Annotated in this window: 17 protein-coding genes and 1 riboswitch; of the genes, 8 read left to right on the top strand and 9 right to left on the bottom strand. The window is 69.4% G+C overall.

Going from position 1 to position 20,133, the window contains the following annotated elements:
- Together AWC24_RS19190 and AWC24_RS19185 are read right to left on the bottom strand one after the other, a co-directional pair.
- Nucleotides 1-1,455 carry an aldehyde dehydrogenase family protein gene (locus AWC24_RS19190; protein WP_085088131.1) on the bottom strand — a complete coding sequence of 485 codons (1,455 nt, stop codon included), beginning with the start codon at nt 1,453-1,455 and terminating at the stop codon, nt 1-3.
- Between the two features lie 38 nt (nt 1,456-1,493).
- Nucleotides 1,494-2,777, bottom strand: a complete 1,284-nt coding sequence (locus tag AWC24_RS19185) for a cytochrome P450 (RefSeq protein WP_085088202.1) — start codon at nt 2,775-2,777, stop codon at nt 1,494-1,496.
- 130 nt (nt 2,778-2,907) lie between these two features.
- Between AWC24_RS19185 and AWC24_RS19180 the strand changes: the two genes are divergently transcribed.
- A complete protein-coding gene (locus tag AWC24_RS19180; protein ID WP_085088126.1) occupies nt 2,908-3,492 on the top strand; it encodes a TetR/AcrR family transcriptional regulator in 585 nt (194 codons plus the stop codon).
- Between the two features lie 96 nt (nt 3,493-3,588).
- A complete protein-coding gene (locus AWC24_RS19175) occupies nt 3,589-4,428 on the top strand; it encodes a mycofactocin-coupled SDR family oxidoreductase (protein WP_085088121.1) in 840 nt (279 codons plus the stop codon).
- A 65-nt stretch (nt 4,429-4,493) separates the two neighbouring features.
- Here AWC24_RS19175 and AWC24_RS19170 read toward each other — a convergent pair whose 3' ends face one another.
- From AWC24_RS19170 to napA, 5 genes are all read right to left on the bottom strand, one after another.
- Nucleotides 4,494-5,132 (bottom strand): LON peptidase substrate-binding domain-containing protein, encoded by a 639-nt coding sequence (locus tag AWC24_RS19170; RefSeq protein WP_085088117.1) that lies wholly within the window; start codon nt 5,130-5,132, stop codon nt 4,494-4,496.
- Nucleotides 5,132-6,292, bottom strand: a complete 1,161-nt coding sequence (locus AWC24_RS19165) for a glutamate--cysteine ligase (protein WP_085088199.1) — start codon at nt 6,290-6,292, stop codon at nt 5,132-5,134. The genes AWC24_RS19170 and AWC24_RS19165 overlap by 1 nt, the downstream gene beginning before the upstream one ends.
- Nucleotides 6,273-6,980, bottom strand: coding sequence for a superoxide dismutase[Cu-Zn] (gene sodC / locus AWC24_RS19160; protein ID WP_085088114.1), 708 nt, complete (start codon nt 6,978-6,980; stop codon nt 6,273-6,275). Before sodC ends, AWC24_RS19165 begins: the two co-directional genes overlap by 20 nt.
- A gap of 9 nt (nt 6,981-6,989) precedes the next feature.
- Nucleotides 6,990-7,460 (bottom strand): LytR C-terminal domain-containing protein, encoded by a 471-nt coding sequence (locus tag AWC24_RS19155; protein ID WP_085088112.1) that lies wholly within the window; start codon nt 7,458-7,460, stop codon nt 6,990-6,992.
- Nucleotides 7,461-7,527: 67 nt separating this feature from the next.
- Nucleotides 7,528-7,836 (bottom strand): nucleoid-associated protein NapA, encoded by a 309-nt coding sequence (gene napA, locus AWC24_RS19150; RefSeq protein WP_085088109.1) that lies wholly within the window; start codon nt 7,834-7,836, stop codon nt 7,528-7,530.
- Between the two features lie 174 nt (nt 7,837-8,010).
- Between napA and AWC24_RS19145 the strand changes: the two genes are divergently transcribed.
- The 6 genes from AWC24_RS19145 (at nt 8,011) to AWC24_RS19120 (ending at nt 15,727) form a co-directional block, all read left to right on the top strand.
- Entirely contained in the window at nt 8,011-8,604 is a 594-nt protein-coding gene (locus AWC24_RS19145; protein ID WP_085088106.1) for a peptide deformylase, read from the top strand.
- A gap of 10 nt (nt 8,605-8,614) precedes the next feature.
- On the top strand, nt 8,615-9,520 hold the full coding sequence (locus tag AWC24_RS19140; RefSeq protein WP_085088103.1) for an N-acetylglutamate synthase, CG3035 family: 906 nt from the start codon (nt 8,615-8,617) through the stop codon (nt 9,518-9,520).
- Nucleotides 9,521-9,538: 18 nt separating this feature from the next.
- Nucleotides 9,539-10,360 (top strand): exodeoxyribonuclease III, encoded by an 822-nt coding sequence (locus AWC24_RS19135; protein WP_085088196.1) that lies wholly within the window; start codon nt 9,539-9,541, stop codon nt 10,358-10,360.
- 90 nt (nt 10,361-10,450) lie between these two features.
- Nucleotides 10,451-10,963, top strand: a complete 513-nt coding sequence (locus AWC24_RS19130) for a hypothetical protein (RefSeq protein WP_085088100.1) — start codon at nt 10,451-10,453, stop codon at nt 10,961-10,963.
- 10 nt (nt 10,964-10,973) lie between these two features.
- On the top strand, nt 10,974-15,455 hold the full coding sequence (locus AWC24_RS19125; RefSeq protein WP_174813673.1) for a cation-translocating P-type ATPase: 4,482 nt from the start codon (nt 10,974-10,976) through the stop codon (nt 15,453-15,455).
- Complete coding sequence (locus AWC24_RS19120; protein WP_085088096.1) at nt 15,452-15,727, top strand: hypothetical protein; 276 nt, start codon at nt 15,452-15,454, stop codon at nt 15,725-15,727. Before AWC24_RS19125 ends, AWC24_RS19120 begins: the two co-directional genes overlap by 4 nt.
- 57 nt (nt 15,728-15,784) lie before the next feature.
- On the opposite strand, the gene AWC24_RS19115 is transcribed toward AWC24_RS19120, so the two are convergent.
- Together AWC24_RS19115 and AWC24_RS19110 are read right to left on the bottom strand one after the other, a co-directional pair.
- Nucleotides 15,785-15,988 (bottom strand): Rv1535 family protein, encoded by a 204-nt coding sequence (locus tag AWC24_RS19115; RefSeq protein WP_085088094.1) that lies wholly within the window; start codon nt 15,986-15,988, stop codon nt 15,785-15,787.
- 227 nt (nt 15,989-16,215) lie between these two features.
- Nucleotides 16,216-16,384, bottom strand: a riboswitch (M-box (ykoK) riboswitch).
- Nucleotides 16,385-16,454: 70 nt separating this feature from the next.
- Nucleotides 16,455-20,126 (bottom strand): SpoIIE family protein phosphatase, encoded by a 3,672-nt coding sequence (locus AWC24_RS19110; RefSeq protein WP_234807440.1) that lies wholly within the window; start codon nt 20,124-20,126, stop codon nt 16,455-16,457.
- Nucleotides 20,127-20,133: the final 7 nt, after the last annotated feature.

The raw sequence follows: 20,133 nt of genomic DNA, 5'->3' as shown, positions 1-20,133 counted from the left end.
TCACAGCTGCGTGTACACCGACTTGGTCTGCAGGAAGCTTTCAACGCCGTCTCGGCCCCACTCGTGACCCCAGCCGGACTGTTTGTAGCCGCCGAACGGCACCGAGTGGTCGAAGACCATCTGGCAGTTCAGCGAGACGGTTCCGGCCTCCAGCCGCTTGGCCAGCCGGTGGGCGCGGCTCAGGTCGCGGGTCCAGGCGGTGGCGGCCAGGCCGTACTCGGAGTCGTTCGCCAGCGCGACGGCTTCGTCGTCGTCGTCGAAGGGCAGCACCGTGACCACCGGCCCGAAGATCTCCTGCTGGTAGAGCCGCATCCCGGGATCCACATTGGCCAGCACGGTCGGGTGCACGAAAAAGCCACGGCGATCCAGCCGGTGCCCACCGGTGATGACGTCGACGTGGTCGCGCTTGCCTTCGTCGATGAATCCCATCACCCGGTTGAGCTGCTTCTCGCTGATCAGCGGGCCGATCATGGCGCCCTCATCTCGCGGACCACCCAGCTGAAGGTTGTTGGCCACCATGGCAATACCGTCGACCACCTGGTCGTAGACACCGCGCTGCACGAAAATCCGTGACCCGCAGATGCACCCCTGCCCGGAGTGGATGAAGATGCCCATTGCGGCCATCGTGATGGCGGTGTCCAGGTCCGCGTCGTCATAGATCAGCACCGGCGACTTGCCGCCCAGCTCGAGGCTGACCCGCTTGAGGTTTCCGGCCGACGCCGCCACGATCCGCTTGCCGACTTCGGTGGAACCGGTGAACGCGATTTTCTGCACGCCGGGGTGATCGACCAGCGCTGCTCCCGCGGTGTGCCCGTAACCGGTGACCAGGTTGACGACGCCGTCGGGAACCCCGGCCTCGCTGAGCAGCCGTACCAGGACCAGCGCCGAAAGTGGCGTCTCCTCAGCAGGTTTGGCCACACTGCTACACCCGGCGGCCAGCGCCGGCGCCAGCTTGGTACAGGCGTTGAAGACCGGGCCGTTCCAAGGGAAGATCAGGCCGACCACCCCGTAGGGCTCCTTGAGGGTGTAGGCGTGCAGGTCGGCATGCGCGCCGGAGATGCCACCGCTCATCTGCACCTGGTGCGCCTCACCGTTGAGTTTGGTGCACCAGCCGGCGTAGTAGCGGAAGATCTCGGCGCAGGTTGGCACGATCATCTGCGCCTGCATCAGCGGCATCCCGGTGTTGATCGAATCGATCTGGGCCAGCTCATCGGCATGTTCATCGATCAGATCCGCGATGCGCCACAGGATCTTGGCGCGGTCGCGGGCCGGCATCGCGCTCCAGACACCCGAATCAAAGGAGGCCCGGGCCCGAGCAACCGCGTCGTTGACGGCCTCGGCGCCGCCGTCGTTGAATTCGCCGATCTGCTCCTCGGTTGCCGGATCGACGATCGGGATCACCTCGCCCGCGCCGGGACGCAGACGCACTTCATCCAACACAGAGCTGAGAGTCATTGCTGACCTTTCCGATGACGCGTTGCGGCGAGGACGGCCTACTGTTCGACCGGGTCGAACTCGATGTGCAGCGCGGTCAGCCCGCGCAGCAGGAACGTGGGCTCATAGGTGTAATGCCGGTCGCCGGCCGGGCCGTGGTGCTCCTCGCTGATCCTGATGTCGCGCATCCGGTCCAGCATCCGGTTGGCGGTGATCCGCCCCTCGACCCGGACCAGCGGTGCCCCGGGGCAGGTGTGAATGCCGCGGCCGAAGGCGATGTGCTCGCGAACGTTCTTGCGGTCCAAGTTGAATTCATCCGGGTTCTCGAACTTGCGCGGGTCCCGGTTGGCCGCCCCCAGGCACAACATCAGCACGGTGCCGGCCTTGATCGGCACGCCGGCCAGCGTGGTGGTCTTACGCGCCAGCCGGAAGTCGATCTTGGTCGGGCTCTGGATGCGCAGGGATTCCTCGATGAACCGCGGGATCAGGTCGCGGTTCTCGCGCAGCCGCTGCTGCAGCTCGGGCTGCTCGCCGATCACCTGCACCATCGTCCCGAGCAGTTTGGTGACGGTCTCCTGCCCGGCGCCGAACAGGAAGGTCGCCGGACGCACCACCTCCATCACCTCCGGTATCGTCCCGTCGGGATAGGTGGCCTCGGCGAGCATCGTCAGCACGTCGGCCCGGGGATTGCGCCGCCGGTCGGAGATGTAGCCGTTGAACTTGTCGTCGAGGTATTCCAGTGGGTTCAGGCCCACCGGCTCGCCATCGAGGGCGCCGACTCGGGCACCCGGGCGCTCACCGGCTCCGAGAGCGCGGCGGAACTCGGCGCGATCGTTATCGGGGACGCCGAGCAGGTCGGCGATCGCCAGCGTCGCAAAGGGTTTGGCGTAGTCCATCAGGAACTCGCAGCGGCCGGTGGCGATGAACTCATCGAGCTGCAGGTCGGCGAGCCGCCAGATGAAGTCCTCGTTCTCCTTGAGCCGAACCGGGGTCAGGATCCGGCCCAGCAGCGCGCGGGTCCGCTCGTGGGCCGGCGGGTCCTGCACGACGACGTGCTCGAAGATCGGGAACAGATGCCGATGCGCCTCGATCTGCTCGGTGATGTCGTCGCCCTCGGGTTCGAACGGCAGCGGCGGGAACGGCCCGCCGATCGCGTTGACAGCCGAGAAGGAGTCGTGGTCCTTGAACGCGGCGTGCACCTCCTCGTAGCCGGTGACGGCGACGACGCCGTGATGCGGCTCGGCGAAGACGGGCCCGTTCGAGCGGAGGTATTCGTAATAGGGATAGGGATCCTGAGTTACGCCTTCGTCGGAGAAGTAGTCCACCGCCGCGAGATCCGTCACCACGCGATGCGCCCTTTCGCTCGTATCACGACCTCGTCGCGCTGATCGATCGATCAAATTGTTAGAATGCCTCATGCCTACCATGTGCGACGACGGGCGGTCAAGCGACCACGGCCCCGGGACGTTGTGAATGGCGGCCCCGCGCAAGGCCAAATCGACCGACGGCGCCAGCCGGCGGCGACTGATCGAAGCGACCGCCCGCATCATGCGGAACGACGGCTATGCCGCTGCGACGTCCCGGCGGGTGGCCGCCGAGGCCGGGGTGAAACAGGCCCTGGTCTACTACTACTTCCCCACCATGGATGACCTTTTCGTCGAGGTGCTGCGCGCCGGCGCAGACGTCGCACTCGAGCGGATGCGCGCCGCGCTCACCGATGACGACCCGCTCCAGACGCTGTGGGCCATCAACAGCGATGCCCGCGTGACCAGTCTGAATACCGAGTTCATGGCGCTGGCCAACCATCGCAAGGCGATCCGGACCGAACTCAAGGCCTACGCCGAGCGGGTCCGCGACATCGAGACCGCCGCGGTCACGGTGGCACTGCGCGCCAGGGGTGTCGACCTCGACGAGTATCCACCTGTGGCGATCGCCATGCTGATCGCGCAGACCGCACGCAGCCTGTGCAACGAGGCGGCCGTCGACGTCACCTACGGCCACCACGAGCTGCGCGCCCTCGTCGAGCGACAGTTCGGCCGGCTGACCGATCCCGCCTGAGCCGCCGGCCCCACCCGGTGAACCCACTGTTGACAACGTCGCGGCTTGATGCCAGCCTTGCTGATCGATCGACCAATAACAGACGGAGGTGCAGACATGGGTGGACGAGTCGAAGGAAAGGTCGCGCTCATCACCGGCGCGGCACGCGGGCAGGGCCGCAGCCACGCGGTGCGACTCGCGCAGGAAGGTGCCGACATCATCGCCGTCGATGTCTGCGCCCGGATCAGCAGCAGCAAGGAGATCCCCGCGGCCACACCCGATGACCTGGCGGAGACCGCCGACCTGGTCAAGGGCTTGGACCGCCGTATCGTGACGGCACAGGTCGACGTGCGCGACTTCGACGCGCTCAAGGCCGCGGTCGACAGCGGTGTCGAGCAGTTGGGCCGGCTGGACATCATCGCGGCCAACGCCGGGATCGGCAATGGCGGCGACACCCTGGACAAGACCAGCGAAGCCGACTGGCAGGAGATGATCGACGTCAACCTGTCCGGTGTTTGGAAGACCGTCAAAGCCGGTGTGCCACATCTGATCGCCGGCGGCAACGGTGGCTCCATCATCCTGACCAGCTCGGTGGGCGGCCTCAAGGCTTACCCGCATACCGGTCACTACATCGCGGCCAAGCACGGTGTGGTGGGGCTGATGCGCACCTTCGCCGTCGAACTGGGCCAGCACTTCATCCGGGTCAACTCGGTGCACCCCACCAACGTGAACACCCCGCTGTTCATGAACGAGGGCACGATGAAGCTGTTCCGTCCGGATCTGGAGAACCCCGGTCCTGATGACATGGCCGTGGTGGCACAGCTGATGCACGTGCTGCCGATCGGCTGGGTGGACCCGGTCGATATCAGCAACGCCGTGTTGTTCCTGGCCTCCGACGAGGCCCGCTACATCACCGGGCTGCCAATGACCGTCGACGCCGGCAGCTGCCTGAAGTAACCCGCCGGAGTTGACTCTGCGCCTACCAGGCACCTCGCTCGCACTTTTGTCTGGTGGCCGCAGAGTCAACGAGGGATATCGAACTCCACTCGGGCCGAGACGGTCTCGATCGCCTCGTGCAGCGCCGCCATCCGCTCGGACAGCGACGGCGCCGCCAGCACCGCGTAGCGGTCGGCCTCACCCATCGGAACCCGGCAGGCCAGCGAGTACAGCCGCTGCACCGGGTCGAGCGAACGCAACCGGCGGCCACCCAGCATGGCTTCGCGCCCGGGCATCACCCACTTCCGCCGGGCCATCGCCATCCGCTTGTGCAGCGCGACGATGCGTTCTTCCAATTCTCCGAATTGCTTGTCGCTCACCGGTTCCCCCGGCTCGTCGGGCCATACCTCGGTGTCCGCCCGCGGGTAGGGGTCATCAGGCAACCATTCGCGGACCCGGATCCGCTCGCCGGTCAGGCACCGCAGCGCATACCGGCCACCGCCGAGATCGGTGCAGTCGGTGATGGCCGCCATCGCGCCGATGTCGTTGCGCTGCTCACCACCGCCCACCTCGCGGCCCTTGGCGATGAGTACCACCCCGAACCGGGGATCGCCGCTGTGCATCAGATCCCCGACCAGCACGGTGTAGCGCCTCTCGAAGATCCGCAAAGACAGTTCCTCGCCGGGCAGCAGCACCCATTCCAACGGAAACATCGGCAGTTCCATCACTCGATGTCCAGTTCGGCGACCAACGCGTCGACGACCGCGCGCAGATCGCCGTCGTGTTCCTCGGCGACCCGGCGCTGGCGCTGGTAGGACGCCCCGGTTCGATAGATGTCGGCGACGCCCGCCAGTTCGTCGGCACAGTGCAGCCGCGCCGCGATCGGCTCCAGCCGATTGAGCAGCTCGTCGAGATCCTCGGTGACCAGGCGCTCGTTGCTGTCGGCGTCGAGGATGATCTCCGCGTCCAGCCCGTAGCGCGCCGCGCGCCACTTGTTCTCCTGCACGTGCCACGGCGGCATGGTGGGCAGCGACTGGTCGGCGTCGAGGCGCCGGTCCAAGTCGACGATCAGGCAATGGGTCAGCGCCACCAGCGAACCCAGCTCGCGCAGGTTGGACACCCCGTCGCAGACCCGTACCTCGATGGTGCCCAGGTGCGGGGAAGGCCTGATGTCCCAACGGATCTCGTTGATGTGGTCGATAATCCCGGTCTTCTTCTGGTCGTAGACGAAACCCTCGAACTCCGGCCAGGTCTGGAACTGGAACGGCAACCCCGCGGTGGGCAGCTGCTGGAACATCATCGCCCGGTTGCTGGCGTAGCCGGTGTCCTCGCCGGCCCACCACGGCGACGACGCCGACAGCGCCAGCAGGTGCGGGTAGTACAGCAGCAGCGACGAGATGATCGGCATGACCTTGTACGCCGAGGAGATTCCGACGTGGACGTGCACTCCCCAGATCATCATCTGCCGGCCCCACCACTGGGTGCGCTTGATCAGCTCGGCGTAGCGCGGCGCGTCGGTCAGCTTCTGCGCCGACCACTGCGCGAAGGGATGGGTGCCGGCGCCGAACAGTTCCATTCCCCGGTTGTGCACGATGGGCCGGGTGGTGGCCAGGGTTTGGCGCAGATCCTCGATCGCCTCGCCGGTGTTGTCACAGATGCCGGTGACGAGCTCGACGGTGTTGCGCAGCAATTCGTTGTGCACGCGCGGATTTTCGCCGAGCTCTGCCAGCACCGCGCTGGCTTCGTTGCTCAGGTCTCGGGTCGCGGCGTCGACGAGTGCGAACTCCCACTCCACACCGAGGGTGGGCCGGGCGCAGTGGGCGAACTCGATTCGGGCCTGCGACGAAGCCCTGTTGTTCGGCGGGCTATCCGGCGCCGATAACACCACACGCAACTCGTTTGCCGGCGTCTCCGGTGGTCAGCGTGGTCTGGTCCGGGCCGGGTGTGCCGTTGACCTGGGTGTAGCGGTCCGCCGGGATGTTGGCGAAATTGTCGTCGTCGGCGTGGACGATCAGCGACGTCCCCTCGCCGTCCAGCAATTCCTGCCGGGTGAACGCATCGGTGGTGGTGACCAGCAGCGCGCTGCCGTCGGAGCGCACCTGCAGCGAGGTCAGGTCGCCGCTCTGCGGGTGCTCGTTGTGGCCGGGCGCCTGGAAGTGCCCGCCGGCCGACAGGAAGGCACCGGGCGCCCCGCCGCCGGGGGCGACGGAGTCGGCTTCGCATTTACCCACGCCGTGGATGTGCATGCCGTGGAAGCCCGGCGTCAGGACGCCGGTGCTGGTGGTCTGCACGGTGATCGTGGCGAATTCCTTCCCGCCGACCTTGCTGAACTCGAACGTCGCGGTGGCGACCTGACCGCCGTCGACGGTCGTCAGGCGCGCCACCAGGTTGTCGGAGCCGCTCGATTCACCCGGCTCGCTCACCGCACCGGACGGTGCCGGCGACCCGGTCCAGATGGCCGGCGTGGTGCCGGGCACGTCGGAGGCCGGCTCGTTGGGACTGCACGCCGCCAGCAGCACAACCGGGGTGGCGAAGACAGCGGCGGCAAGAACTGTGCGGTGACCTTTGACCATGCGAGGAGCTTAACCCGCGACCACCACGATGACGCCCGGTGGCTGCTCGGCCACGTCGGGGATGCGCGGGTGTACGGCGGCGTGCAGCAGCTCGGCCACAGCATTCGCCGCCTCGTGCTCGCCCTGGGCATCGCCGAAGTAGACGGTGGTCTCGGTGACCTCCGGCAGCTCGAGGTTGTCGACGATGGTCACATTCCAGCCGGCTTCCCGCAGCACCTCCGCGGTGTGTCCGGCCAGGCCCGCCTGCTCAGAGATGTTGTAGACCTGTACGTCGGGCTTGTGGGCGGGGCGGTCGGTGGTGGCCGCCGCCGAGGTGGTGGTCACAGGTTTCGACGCCGGCGCATGGCCGGTGTCATCGTCGTCGCCCGACGACCCGAGCGCCTGAAACCCGACCAGCAGGAAGATGGTGCCCAAGAACAGCAGCACCATCACCATGGCCCGCAGCGGGAGTCTGGAGGAATCGGGAACGTGGTCGTTCATTGCGCCCACTGTATCGACGAGCAGGCCGTGACCTCTAAACCCCCAGCAATGACGGGTTCCGGGTGACTCAAGTGATATCGAAACCGAGACGCCGCGCGGCGCGCGCCTTCTGCCGGCTGGACCGCAGCCTGCGCAGTCGTTTGACCAGCATCGGGTCGGCGGCCAGCGCCTCGGGTCGGTCCACGAGGGCGTTGAGCACCTGGTAGTAGCGGGTCGCCGACAGCGAGAACCGCTCCTTGATGGCCTCTTCCTTGGCGCCGGCGTACTTCCACCAGTCCCGCTCGAAGGACAAGATGTCGTGTTCGCGACGGCTCAGGCCGTCAGCGGGCTCCGAATCGTCCCCTGATCGATTCGCTTGCGCCATAGCGCCGTCCATATCGTTTCCTGGACCCTTCCGGAAAGTTCTGTGGTTGAACGTTCGTTGCGTCTTTCGGCGGCTTGTCCTGAGCAAATATTCAATCACGGCACGCGGTGTTGAACCGGGAGCCGGGCCCGCGAGTCGCCGTGGCCGCTGCACCGTGCCGATGGCGGGCACTTAAGATTTTCGGTCATGGCCGTCGTACCCATCCGCATTGTGGGCGATCCCGTCCTGCACACCCCGACCAGCCCGGTGCCCGTCGCCGAGGACGGCTCGCTGCCGGCCGACCTGGCCGAGTTGATCGCCACGATGTACGAGACGATGGATGCCGCCAACGGAGTCGGCCTGGCGGCCAATCAGATCGGTGTCGGGTTGCGGGTCTTCGTCTACGACTGCGCCGACGACCGCCGCTCGACCACTCGGCGCCGCGGTGTGGTGGTCAACCCGGTGTTGGAGACCTCCGAGCGGCCCGAGACCATGCCCGACCCCGATGACGACGACGAAGGCTGCCTGTCGGTGCCCGGTGAGTCATTCCCGACCGGCCGCGCGGAATGGGCTCGGGTCACCGGGCTGGACGCCGACGGCAACCCGCTCACGCTGGAGGGCAGCGGTCTGTTCGCCCGGATGCTGCAGCACGAAACCGGGCATCTGGATGGCCTGCTGTATCTGGACATGCTGGTGGGCCGCCACGCCCGGGCGGCGAAGCGGACGGTGAAGTCCAACGGCTGGGGTGTGCCCGGCCTGTCTTGGATGCCGGGCGACGTGCCCGACCCGTTCGGGCACTGAGGGGCCGGTGATGAACCGGCCGCCTGTTGAGCTGCCGCCTGTCGGCACCCGGGTGAGCCTGCGCTACCTGCGGCCGCCCGGTTCGGAGCCGCCGATGGGCGACGTGGTGGGACACCTGGAGCAGGCCGGGACGGTGGTGCGGGTTCGCTCGGCCGACGGGGTGGTCCACGATTGCCGGCACGCCGACGTGCTGTACGTGCGCCGGCTCACCGATCGGCCGGTGAAGAACTCCGCGATCCGCGCCGTGGAACACGCTGCCGCGCTGGCCTGGCCGGGCAGCGAACACCAGTGGCTCGACGGCTGGCTGCTGCGGGCCGGACCCGGTGCCGAGTTGGCGACGAATTCGGCTGTGCCCCTAGACATGTTCGCCCACACCAGCTCCATCCCGGAGATCATCGACTGGTATGCGCGACGGGATCTGGCCCCGACCCTGGCGGTCCCGGAGCGGCTGCTGCGACTGCCGGAGGACATTCCCGCACGGTTGGAGATCCGCACCTTGGTGCGCGAGTTGGCCGCCGGACCGACCCCGGAGCAGGTGACGCTGACCGACCGGCCCGGCCCTGACTGGCCCGTCGACGACCCGGCGGGGCCGCTGACCGCGGTGGTCGACGGTGAGCTGGTGTTCGCCTCGATACCCGGGGTGGCGGTCGGGCGCGGCGCGGTGACCGAAGCCCCGGACGGCACCCGCTGGCTGGGCGTGACCGCCCTGCGGGTGGCCGAGGGCAGCCGCCGGCGGGGCCACGGGCGGGCGATCGGCACCGCACTGCAGGCCTGGGGCGCCGAGCGGGGAGCCACCCGCGGTTACGCGCAGGTACCGAGCGATGACGCCGGCGCGTTCGCGTTCTGCGAAGCGATCGGATTCGCCGGTCAGCACCGCACCCGCTACCTCGACGCCGGCCTGCTACTGCGCGTCTAAGGTGACTGCGTGACTGCGCTGCGACTGGCCACCTGGAACGTCAACTCGATCCGCACGCGGGTGGGCCGGGTGACCGACTGGCTGGCCCGCGCCGACGTCGACGTGCTGGCGATGCAGGAGACCAAGTGCACCGACGCGCAGTTTCCCACCCTGCCGTTTCACGAACTCGGCTACGAGGTAGCGCATGTCGGCCTGAACCAGTGGAACGGGGTGGCGATCGCCTCCCGGGTCGGTCTGGACGCCGTCGAGATCGGGTTTCCCGGGCAACCCACTTGGGCCAAGGCGGATGCCGACCCGACGGTGGAGGCGCGCGCGCTGGGCGCCACCTGCGGCGGCGTTCGGGTATGGAGCCTGTATGTGCCCAACGGCCGCGCCCTGACCGACCCGCACTACACCTACAAGCTGGAATGGCTTGCCGCGTTGCGTAATACCGCCGAAGGCTGGTTGCGTGACGAGCCGTCTGCACCGATCGCGTTGGTGGGCGACTGGAACATCGCCCCGCAGGACGACGACGTGTGGAGCATGGCGTTCTTCGACGGTGCGACCCACGTCTCGGAGCCGGAGCGCAGGGCGTTTCGTGCGCTGACCGAGGCGAAGTACCTCGATGTGGTGCGACCGTTCACGCCGGGCCCCGGTGTCTACACCTATTGGGACTACACCCAGCTGCGGTTCCCGAAGAAGCAGGGCATGCGAATCGACTTCATCCTGGGCTCGCCCGCGCTGGCCGCCCGCATCTCGCACGGCGAGATCGTCCGGGAGGAACGCAAGGGCAAGTCGCCCAGCGATCACGCGCCGGTGTTGGTGGACATCCAGCCGGCTCCGACACGACCGGTTATATGAATTCGTTGTGGATTCCGCGGGTTCACCAGAAATTCGCATAGGATGGATCTGGTTAACCAATTTGCCTCGTTTGAAGGGCAGGGAATACCCATGAACGCCGTCGCAGGGACGGTACGGAAGGTCGCCGGAGCGGCAACTCGCGCGGCGACCATGACAACCGAGGCGGCCGGCGCAGTCGGCGGGGCCGCACTCAACGGGGTAATCGGTGGCTTGAAGGGGGCGGCAAGCGGCGCGCAGCGCGGCCTGAGCTCCGGCAGCCACTCGACCCCCGCGGCCGCACTGACCCTGGGCGCCCTCGGCGCCACCGGATTGGTCGAGTGGCCACTGCTGGTGGCGGTGGGCGGCACCGCCCTGGTGCTCAAGCAACTGAACCGCTCCGGTGACGGCGCGCCCCCGGGGCAGCCTTCGGCGAAGTCTTCAGCGAAGTCTTCAGCGAAAGCGCCGGCCGCTTCGACGGCGGCGGCCCGGCCGTTGACGTCGGTGAAATCGGCCAAGTCGACGAAGTCGTCGGGCTCGTCGACCACCCGGCGCAGCCCGCAGCCGAAGAAGACCGCAGCGCGGCCGGCCCGTAGCGGCGGCAGCAGCGCTCGCGCGCGCCACTGAACGGGCCCGCGTGGATTTAGCTCGTGCCGTCAGGCACTCTCTTCCGCTGCGTGCGGCAAATTTCGGTGTCCAACTCACGTCCGCGTTGATCGACGCATCTGTTCAGACCGCGACCGGCATCGCCGGCGCCGCCCTCCCGACCAGCGACAACGGCTGGGCGTTGTCCCGCCGGTGCTTCCGCGGCGAGGGCCGGGCCTGGGTCGAGGTCCGTGGGCTCGACGGGCCGGCCGGCGACGAACTGGCGACCGCTGTGCTCGGCGCTGCCCGGGCGTTGCCCGGGGTCAGCTCGGTCCGTTTGAACCACCCGCTGTCCCGGCTGGTGGTCGGGCTCGCCGCGGACGCCGGCGGCGACGTCGTGTCGTTGCGTGAGCTGTGCCGGGTGGTCGGTGACACCGAAGCCCAGCACCGTCGGCCGGCCCACCGCGGGCGGCCGCCGGCCACCCTGCCCGGTGACGGCACGACGCAGGCGTTGCGCGCCCTCACCCTCAGCGCCAACGTCGCCGGCCTGGGCCTGGCGACGCTCGGCCGGCTGCTGCGGTTGCCGGTGCTGCCGCTGGGCTTAGAAGCCGGTGTCATCGTCGTCGACTACCAGCCGCGGCTGCGACGGCTGCTCGAGGACAACCTCGGCAAGCAGGCGACCGACGCCCTGCTGTCGCTGGCCGGCGCGGGCGTGCACACCCTCAACCAGGCCCCGACCGCGCTGGCGGTGGACCTGTCGATGGAGGCGATGCGCGCCGGCGAAGAACGTGCCGCCGAACGCGCTTGGCGTCGGCGCGAACCGGAGCTCGCCGACTACGCCGACCATCCGCCGGTGCTCATCCCGCCACGGCCGGCGCCCCGGCCGCCGGGTCCGGTCGAACGTCACCTGGACCGCAGCGCCTTGGTGCAGGCCATCGGGGCGGGGGTGGTCGGCGCCGCGACCAGCAGCCCCGACCTGGCCGGCACCGCCGCGACGGTGGCCGCGCCCAAGGGCACCCGCACCGCCCGCGAGTCGTTCGCCGCCACCTTCGGTCGCGGGTTGGCCGACCAGCACGGCGCGGTGGTGCTGCGCCCGAGCAGTCTGCGCGAGCTCGACCGGGTGGACACCGTGGTCATCGACCCGCGGGTGCTGTGCGGCGAAACGCTGCGGGTGATGCAGGTGCGTGGCGCCGACGACGACGAACTCCGGGCGGTGTGGGCCCAGGCCCAGGCCCGGCTGGGCGAGGCCGGACTCGAACCGGGCTGGCACCGGATCGGTCGGCGCCTCGGCGTGCAGGCGTCGTTCCAGCCGGCACTGCTGCCGCTGGCCGCCGCGGTGGTGACCGAGGCCCGGCACGCCGACGTCGAGGTGGTCACCGTCGAAGCCGAGGCACTCGGTGAGCTGCGACCGATCTTCGACGACATCCGCCCGCTCGACGGTGCGGCGTTGGACGAGGCGCTCACCGCCGCGGTGACCGCCTACCAGGCCGACGGTCACGACGTCGCGGTGCTGTCGACGGCGGCCGTCGGGGCCCTGGCGGCGGCCGACGTGGCGCTGGGCGTGCTGCCGGGGCAGGGTTCCCCGCCGTGGTGCGCCGATGTGTTACTGAGCGACCTGGCCGCGGCGTGGCGGGTGCTGCATGCTTTGCCGGCGGCCCGATCGGCCAGCCGCCGTGGCGTCGAGATCGCCACCGGGGCTTCGACATTGGGCGCGCTGCTGATGCTGCCCGGGGTGCGCGGCCAGGGGCCGGGCCCGGTGACCACCGGCGCGGCGGCCGGCGCACTGTCCGGCTACTGGCTGGCCCGGCGTGCCGTGGACGCCCCGACGCCACGTCCGGCGGCGGTGCACGAGTGGCACGCCATGTCGGTGGACCAGGTGCGCGCGATGCTTCCGCCCCCGGAGTCGGAGATTCCGGCCGGGGACCAGCACGCCCCTGCGGCAGCGGCAGCGCTCGCGGCGGTCGACCTGGCCCGCCGCGGCGGTAAGCGCAGCGCACCGCCCCGGGTGATCTGGCAATTCGCCCAGGCCGTCCGCAGCGAGTTGTCCGACCCGATCACGCCGGTGCTGGCGCTGGGAGCGGCGGCCAGCGCGGTGTTGGGTTCACCGGTCGACGCGGTACTGGTCGGTTCGGTGCTGGGCGGCAACGCGATGCTGGCCGCCGCGCAGCGCCTGGTGGCCGAGCGCCGGCTCAATGTGCTGCTGAATGAACAGGTTCCGCCGGCACGGCGGCTGCTGCCCGATGGCGGCTACTGCGAGGTCCCCGCCGAGGAGTTGCGTCTCGGTGACGTGATCGAGGTGCGGGCCCACGAGGTGGTCCCCGCCGACGGGCGATTGATCGACGCCGACGACCTCGAGGTCGACGAGTCGTCGCTGACCGGCGAGTCGCTGTCGGTGGTCAAGCAGGTCGAGGCCACGCCGGGAGCGGACCTGGCCGAGCGCGAATGCATGATCTATGCGGGCACCACGGTCATCACCGGCACCGCCCTGGCGTTGGTGACCGCGGTCGGCGCCGACACCTACAGTCGCCGGGCCGCCGACCTGGTCGCCGGCGAGCAGTCGGCGGTCGGATTGCAGCACCAGCTGAGCATGCTGACCAGCAAAGCGTGGCGGATCAGTCTGGCCGGGGGCACCCTGGTGACCGGTTTGGGCGTTCTCCGGCGGATCGGGTTGCGACAGTCGGTGGCCTCCGGCATCGCCATCGCCGTCGCGGCGATCCCGGAGGGCCTGCCGCTGGTCGCCACCCTGGCGCAGCAGGCGTCCGCCAGGCGGCTGACCAAATTCGGTGTGCTGGTTCGCGTGCCGCGCTCGGTGGAGGCCCTCGGCCGCGTCGACGTGGTGTGCTTCGACAAGACCGGAACGCTGAGCCAGAACCGGCTGCGGGTCACACAGCTGAAGCCGGCGCCGGGTTACACCACCGATGAGGTGCTGGCGTTCGCGGCGCAGGCCGCGCCGACCACCAACGGCCGGCAGGTGCACGCCACCGATGCCGCGATCATCGATGCCGCGACCGCAGCCGAGGTGGTGGATCCCGGTCGCGGCGAGATCGCCCACCTGCCGTTCCGGTCCGGCCGCAGCTATTCGGCGTCGGTCGTCGGCGCCGAACTGACGGTCAAGGGCGCGCCGGAGGTGGTCGGGCCCGCCTGCGGTGGGAACCCGACGATCCGCAAGACAGTGCTGGGTATGGCCGGCGAGGGGCTGCGGGTGATCGCCGTCGCCCGGCGAGAACTCACCCCGGCACAGGTCGCCGCCCTGGGTGAGGACCCGGATCCGGAGGACATCGGTCAATTCTGTGGCGACGGGCTGACGTTCGTCGGACTGATCGGGATCGCCGACACGCCGCGGCCCGAGGCCGCCGCCCTGCTGGCCGAACTGGACCGCTGGCAGATCCCGGTGCGGCTGATCACCGGAGACCACCCGGTCACCGCCACCGCGATCGCCCGGGAGCTCGGCCTGGAGATCAGCGCCGATCAGGTGATCAGCGGCGCGGAGTGGGATGCGTTGTCCCGCAAGGGCCAGGAAGTCGCGGTAGCCGAGCGGGTGGTGTTCGCCCGGATGTCACCGGAGAACAAGGTGCAGATCGTGCAGACCCTGGAGCGCACCGGCAAGGTGTCGGCGATGGTCGGCGACGGCGCCAACGATGCGGCGGCCATCCGTGCCGCCACCGTCGGTATCGCGGTGGTCGCGCACGGCAGCGAGGCCGCCAGCACCGCCGCCGACGTGGTGTTGCTCGATGGCCGGATCCACGCCCTGCTCGATGCGTTGGACGAGGGCCGGGAACTGTGGCAGCGGGTGCAGGCAGCGGTCGGGGTGCTGCTGGGCGGCAACGCCGGCGAGGTGGCGTTCGCGATCATCGGCAGCGCGCTCACCGGGCGCTCGCCGCTGAACGCTCGTCAGCTGCTGCTGGTGAACATGCTCACCGACGCGCTGCCGGCGACCGCGCTGGCAGTCAGTGAGCTGAACGACTCGGCGGCCTCCACGGCACGTGGCCCCGACCCGGACGCGCTGTGGCGCGCGGTGGCGGTGCGCGGCGTGACGACGGCGTCGGCCGCGGTGGGCGCCTGGGGTCTGGCCTCGGTGACCGGGCGCCAACAGCGGGCCTCCACGGTCGCGCTGGTGTCGCTGGTCGCCGCCCAGCTGGGCCAGACGCTGCTGGACTCGCACGACCCGCTGGTGGTGGCGACCGCGGTCGGCTCGCTCGCGGCGATGGGGACGTTGATCTCCATTCCGGGTATCAGCCAACTGTTGGGCTGCACGCCGCTGGGTCCGCTGGGCTGGGCTCAGGCGCTGGGGACGGCGACGGTGGCCACCGCCGGCGCGGCCGTGGTGCCCAGGGTGCTGTCCGGATTGCGGGAATCTGCGGACAAGCCCACCCAATTCATGGTGCCCGTGCCGCGCCAACCGGACGGCACCCCGACGTCCGAGGACCACCCGGCGCCGCGGTTGCGGCTTGTGCACAATGGGGACACCGGCTCTCGTCGCGGAACGGCCGCGGCCCGATCATCCGGCGACCCGTCGCCACCAGGAGGCTCATGATGGCGGAGAAGACGCGGCGCAGCGCATCCCAGCGGGAAGCGGTCGCCCACATCCGGGATGCCGAGGGCTTCGCGGTCGAATTGCCGCTGTTCGGCAAGGTGACGGTGCCGCGACCCGAGCAGCTGGCCTACTACGGCGGGCTCGCGCTGCTGGCGGCGTTCGAGATCATCGATTGGCCGGTAGCCGCTGCGGTGGCCGCCGGCCACATTCTGGCCAACAACCACCGCAGCGAGGTACTCGAGCAACTCGGTGAGGCCATGGAGGACGCCTAGCGGACGCCTAGCGGACGCCTAGCGGACGCTTAGCGAAGACCGTTGGCCTCGGTCGACTCAGTGGTCGACGGTCAGCACCCCGACGCGCCACAAGAGTGCATACATCTGGTGCAGGGGGCCACTGAGCAGCCGGGTGGCCATGTCGACCACCGGGTCTGAGGCGGGCGCGGCCGGCGCAGCGCGGCGGGTGTCAACCTTCTTCGCCGTGCTGATGGCACGCGGAGCCGGCGCCTGGATGTCGGTGTAGGCGATTGCAACCATGATGGCCTCCTAGTCGCGTAACGCCGCTACGCGCTCAGCTGGAAACCGGATCGTGGCTCAGCTGGAGGCGGTATGCGACCGTTCGGATGGGGACGGAACAGAAGTCAGATATCGGCTCGGACTATCACCGGAACTCATGCGTCCCTCACCTCCTCTCGGTCGCGGGCACGCGGGAGCGTGCCGGTTTCACCGCAGGCTTTGGAGGCAGCTCCGACAACCGTCGGAAGACCGCACCCCTCTCGTCAGAGCTTCGACACTGCACGGCGTGTCCGTAGATCGGAAGCCACTTGGGCTCAACCCTTAAGCCGGGAGGAGCTGTCCTGACCCGGGGCGTCTTTCGACGTTCGGGGTCAGTGGCCTGTGTCCGTGCAGCCGCCTCACCTAACGAGGTGCTTGCATGCTCCATAGTGCATCAGGAACGCGCTCGGGTCAATTCAACTCACCCAACGGTTCCCACCCGGTTCGGTCACGACCCGACGACATCGTCGAAGTACAACGTGACACGGGTTCCGGTGGCGGCCCGCACGGTGTCGACCCGGTCTGCCAGGCCGTTTATCAAGGTCAAACCGCGTCCGCGCCGGTCACTGCGCCGACTGGCCGAGGAGTCACCCGACCACCGCCCGGAATCGCTGACGGTGACGGCGACGGTGCCGTCGCGCACGAACGCCTCGACGGCCACCGTCTGACACGGGTCGCATCGGCTGCCGTGCTCGATCGCATTGGTGACGGCCTCGTCGATCGCCACCACCATCTCGGCTTGCCGCTGCTGGTCCACTGCGGTGCCGGCCAGCCACCGGCGCAGCCGGTGCCGCGCCGCCGACAGTTCGGGCAGCTCAGCCGGCAGCAGGTAGGTGAAACTGCCGGCGGCGCCGTGGCTGGGTCGCAGCGCCAACAGCACCACGTCGTCGACGTACCCGCCGGCAGGGCGCATGCGGTCCAGCAACTCGGTGCAGACGTCGTCGACGGGAAGGTCCGCGCATACCTCGGCGGCCCTGCGCAGCCGGTCGAATCCGTCGTCGATGGCCTCACCGGGCCGCTCGATGAGCCCGTCGGTGTAGAGCAACAGCAGACTCCCGGGTGGCAGCTCCGCGATCGCAGCGGCATCGCCGTCGGGGACGTCGTCGCCCGCGGCCATCGGCGGGCGCCGGCCGGATTCCAAGAAGACGGCAGGCCGGTCGCGCGTGATCAGCAGTGGATAGGGATGCCCGGCGCAGGCGTAGCTGACCAGGGCGTGCGCGGCGCCGTCCGCCGGGGCGGCGTCGACGACTGCGTAGCTGACCGTCGCGCAGCGCGCCCCGGCGACGGTCCCCGCGTAGCGGTCCAATGCGTCGAGCACCGCCGTCGGCTCGGCATCGGAGAGCGCGCTGGCTGCCGCGGCGGCACGCAACCGGCTCATCACGGTGGCCGCCGACAGGCCGTGCCCGACCACGTCGCCGACCGAGACCGCGATTCGGCCCGCACGTTCCAGCGGCACGGCCAGGTACCAGTCGCCACCGACCCGCATCGTCTCCCCGGCGGCCCGATACACCGCCGCCACCGCCGCGGTGGTGGAACCGCGGTCCAGGTCCAGCAGGTGTTCCTGGAACTCGACGGCGATCCGGTGTTCGCGGTCGGCCAACTGAATCCGGTCGAGGGCCGCCTGCGTCATCGCCGCGAAGCTGGCGTACATGCCCAGCTCTACCGGATCGAAGTCCCGCGGCTCCGGAAACAACAGCCCGAGCGATCCGATGACGCGGCCATCGGGTCCCCGCAGCGGCTGGGTGACGCACGCGCCGACGCTTCCGGCGCTCTGTTGCACGACGTGTTCATAGCGCCGGCCCAGGTCGGCGGTGTCGGTGACGATCATCGGAGAGCCGCTCTGGATGACGTCGATGGGCACCAGCGGGGTGTCCATCGCGGCAATGTGGAAACGATCGCGCAGCTCGGGCGGGAGCGGGCCGGCGAAATGGAATCGGACGCTTCGTCCGTCGGGATCCAGCAGGCCCAGCGAGATGACGGTCGCGTCGGTGTCGAACAGCGGAAAATCCTTGAGCGCCTTGGTGACGGCGTCCACCGACTCCGCGGACTGCAGCGCGCCATCCAGGTGTGCGACGTCGAGCGAGCGACGGGCTTGTTCGTCGTTGGATCGGCGCTTGTCCCGCTCCCGTGCCGCTGCAGACATCCGCGCCGCCACCCGGTCGATGAGGTCCTCGGAGCGAAACGGCTTGAGCAGATAGTCGTCGGCGCCGCCGGCATAGCCTTCGCTGGCCGCCGCCGCGCCGGCCCGGGCGGACAGCATCAGGATCGGCGTGGCGGCGACGTCGGGATCGGCCCGGACGGCAGCGACGTAGTCGAATCCGTCCATCCGGGGCATCACGACGTCGCTGACCACCGCATCGGGCCGCAGCTCGCGGGTGGCCGCCAGAGCGGCTTCGCCGTCGGCCGCCCGTGCCGTGCGCCAGCGCGTCGAGAGCAGGCGGTCCAGATGCTCTCGCATGTCGGCGTTGTCGTCGACGATCAGCACCAGGGAACGGCGGTCGGCGGGGACGGGGGCCGGCGCGGCGGCACGGTCGACCCATTGGCCGGCCTCGACGACATACGGATTCTCCGCCAGCACCGTGGGTTGATGCTCGACCGGCGTCGTCGCGGACGACCCCGGCAGCGTGATCGTGACGACGGTGCCCCGGTCGACCACGCTGTCGAATGCGATCGTCCCGCCTTGCAACTCGACGAGGCCGCGCACCAGCGACAACCCGATCCCGGTGCCTTCGACGCTGCGGCCGCGAGCGTCATCGGCGCGAAAGAACCTCTCCCCCAGCCGTTCCAGGTCGTCCTGCGCTATCCCGACACCGGTGTCGCGGACGGCGATCCGGCAGCCTGCCTCGTCGTCCTCCACCGTCACGGTGATCGCGCCGTCGAGGGTGTATTTGACCGCGTTGGACACCAGGTTGAGCACGATGGTCTCCCACATCGTGGCATCGATGTCGGCCAGCGACGGCCGGCATTCAAGCACCAGTTCCAGGCCGGCGCGCCGGCACAGTTCGCTGAACGACGATGCGATATGCGCCGTCAGCGCACCGACATCGGTGCAGACAAGTGCCGGGTCCACACGTCCGGCTTCGACGCGGGCGAAGTCCAGCAGCGAGTCGACCAGCCGCAGCAGCCGGCCCGCGTTACGCCGCGCGGTGGTCAGCCGGTCGGCCAGCGGACTGCCCGGACTCACCTCGGCCAGTGCCTCGTCGAGCGGTCCCTGCAGCAGGGTCAGCGGGGTGCGGAATTCATGGCTGACATTGGTCAGAAAGGCGGTCTTGGACCGGTCGATGGCGGCGAGGGCATCGGCGCGCTGCCGCTGCTGCGCGTAGGAGGTCGCCGACGACAGCGCCGAGGACAGTTGGTCGGCGAGCAGTTGACAGAACGCCCGGTATTGCACGTCCAGCGGGCGGCGCGGGCTGAGGCCGATCACCAGTGCGCCTGCCGCGGCGCCGTAGCCCAGTCGTAGCACCAGCGCCTGTTCCACGGCATCGACCGGCAGGCTGTCGCTGATGCCGGGGACCGGCTCGGTCCACACCGGCGGCAACACCGGCGACACGGCCGGCGTGGCGCCCCGCAACCTGAGGTGACCGTCGTCGGCGTCCTCGGCATAGACCGCCACGAAGGGCAGGTCCGCGGGCTGCCCGTCACATACCGCGATGGCGGCATTGACGGCGTCGCCGACCGTGCGCGACTGCATCACCGCCGACGAGACCGCGTTGAGCAGGTGCAGCCGGCGATCGCTGAGCACGCGCTGGGTGGTCTCGGCGACGGCGCAGAAGATCCCGTTCACGGCGCCGCCACCGCCGATCAGCGGGCTGTAGGTGAAGGTGAAGTAGCGTTCCTGCGCCTGTCCGGCGGTGCTCACCGGCAACATCAGATCATCGGCCCAGGTTGCCAGGCCGGTGGTCAGCACCCTGTTCAGCATCGGGCTGATCGGATCCCAGATGTCCCACCACACCTCCCGGCCGCGCCGGCCCAGCGCATCGGGGTGTTTGTCGCCCAGAATCTGCAGATAGGCGTCGTTGTACACCAGGAACAGATCATCGGAGCCCAACCACAACACGATGGGGAAGCGGGACGTCAGGGCAACGCTCACCGCGCCGCGCAGCTCCGCCGGCCATGCCACGGGATCA

Source organism: Mycolicibacter senuensis (assembly GCF_002101885.1).
Lineage (GTDB): Bacteria > Actinomycetota > Actinomycetes > Mycobacteriales > Mycobacteriaceae > Mycobacterium > Mycobacterium senuense.
The sequence above is the reverse complement of the archived record's forward strand: the minus strand, read 5'-3'. Positions and strand labels throughout refer to the sequence as shown.